The following is a 1,488-nucleotide window of genomic DNA, read 5'->3' on the forward strand; positions in this document are numbered from 1 at the left end:
GGGGCGTCCCGGTCCCCGCCGACACCTGGCCGGACCTCGCCGCGGAGGGCAAGGTCTTCTACGTCTGGTTCGACGCCCCGATCGAGTACATCGGCCTTCTGCCCGTTGACTATCCAGTCGTCGCCGTCGCGGACGGCACGGGTAGCGACCGCCGCAAGGTCCGAACCTGCGCCCGGCTCACTGAACAGCTGGCAGTAGACCGTCTCCGCAGTCCACAACGGGCGCAGGAACTTCTGCTTCTGCTCCTCGGTACCGAAGGCAGCGATGGTCGGTGCCGCCATGCCCAGTCCGATCCCGTTCTTGCCGGTGGCCGGGCCGGGTGCACCGGCAGCCTCCAGCTGAGCGTTCACCTGCCGCTGAAAGCTCTGCGGTACACCGAGTCCCCCATGACCTTCGGGGAAATGAACCCACGCCAGTCCGGCGTCGAATCGTGCGCCGAGGAAATCCGATACCGACACACTGCTCGGATCGTTTTCCGCGAGAAGCGCGTTCACCTTGTCGGTGATGTCACGCGATACTGCCTCTTCGTCGAAAGCCATGCCCATTCCTTCGGTTCGAGCGGTGAGCGGACTGTCAGTCCTTCGGTCCACCGGCGACGTAGACGACCTGACCGGAAACGAAGCCCGCGCCTTCACTGACGAAGAACGACGCGGTGTGCGCGATGTCCTCGGGCTGACCGACGCGGTTGACCGGAATCTGCGAAGCGGCAGCGGTCTTGAAGTCCTCGAAGCCGACTCCCATGCGCTCGGCCGTTGCGGCGGTCATCTCGGTTTCGATGAATCCGGGGGCAATGGCGTTGGCGGTGACGCCGAACTTGCCCAGCTCGAAGGCCAACGTCTTGGTGAATCCCTGCATCCCGGCCTTGGCTGCGGAGTAGTTGACCTGTCCGCGGTTGCCGAGAGCCGACGTGCTCGAGAGGTTCACGATGCGGCCGAACTTCGCTTCCACCATGTACTTCTGCACCGCACGCGACATGAGGAACGCTCCACGCAGGTGGACGTTCATCACCGAATCCCACTCGGCAACGCTCATCTTGAACAGAAGGTTGTCGCGAGTGATGCCGGCATTGTTGATCAGCACGGTAGGTGCACCCAGTTCTGCGGCAACACGATCCACCGCTGCAGCAACCGAAGCCTCGTCGGAGACGTCAGCGCCGACGGCCAAGCCCTGGCCGCCTGCAGCCTTGATCGCGTCGACGGTTCCGGCACACGCCGCTTCGTCGAGGTCGAGCACGGCGACGGCAAAACCGTCTTCCGACAGTCGCTTCGCTACGGCCGCACCGATTCCGCGTGCTGCACCCGTGACAATTGCGGTTCTACGTTCCTGGCTCACTGGCCCTCCATACTTTCGTGATTCGACGGACACCGGACGATCTCGTCAGATCCCGGCCTGATGTACCACTTGTGGTCGGCCGGGATCAGGTACCAGGGGGCGTTCGAGGTGCCGCAGCGCTCCAGGGCGATCTCGTAGGCCTCCTGGAACGCGGGC

The 1,488-nt window shown here is 64.2% G+C and carries 1 protein-coding gene and 3 pseudogenes; 1 reads left to right on the forward strand and 3 read right to left on the reverse strand.

What is annotated here, in order from left to right; translation table 11 throughout:
- Positions 1-95: pseudogene (locus ABT116_RS45675) on the forward strand (class I tRNA ligase family protein); the annotation flags it as partial.
- Here the strand turns inward: ABT116_RS45675 and ABT116_RS45680 are convergent.
- The 3 genes and pseudogenes from ABT116_RS45680 to ABT116_RS45690 form a co-directional block, all read right to left on the reverse strand.
- Positions 96-545 (reverse strand): annotated as a pseudogene (locus tag ABT116_RS45680) (acyl-CoA dehydrogenase family protein); the annotation flags it as partial.
- Between the two features lie 28 nt (positions 546-573).
- Positions 574-1,332: a 3-oxoacyl-ACP reductase FabG gene (fabG, locus tag ABT116_RS45685; RefSeq protein WP_019745698.1), complete on the reverse strand. Its 759-nt coding sequence runs from the start codon at positions 1,330-1,332 to the stop codon at positions 574-576.
- A gap of 62 nt (positions 1,333-1,394) precedes the next feature.
- A pseudogene (locus tag ABT116_RS45690) lies at positions 1,395-1,488 on the reverse strand (polyphosphate kinase 2 family protein); the annotation flags it as partial.

Origin of the sequence: Streptomyces sp. NPDC002130 (assembly GCF_040296465.1) — a bacterium.
Taxonomy (GTDB): Bacteria; Actinomycetota; Actinomycetes; order Streptomycetales; family Streptomycetaceae; genus Streptomyces.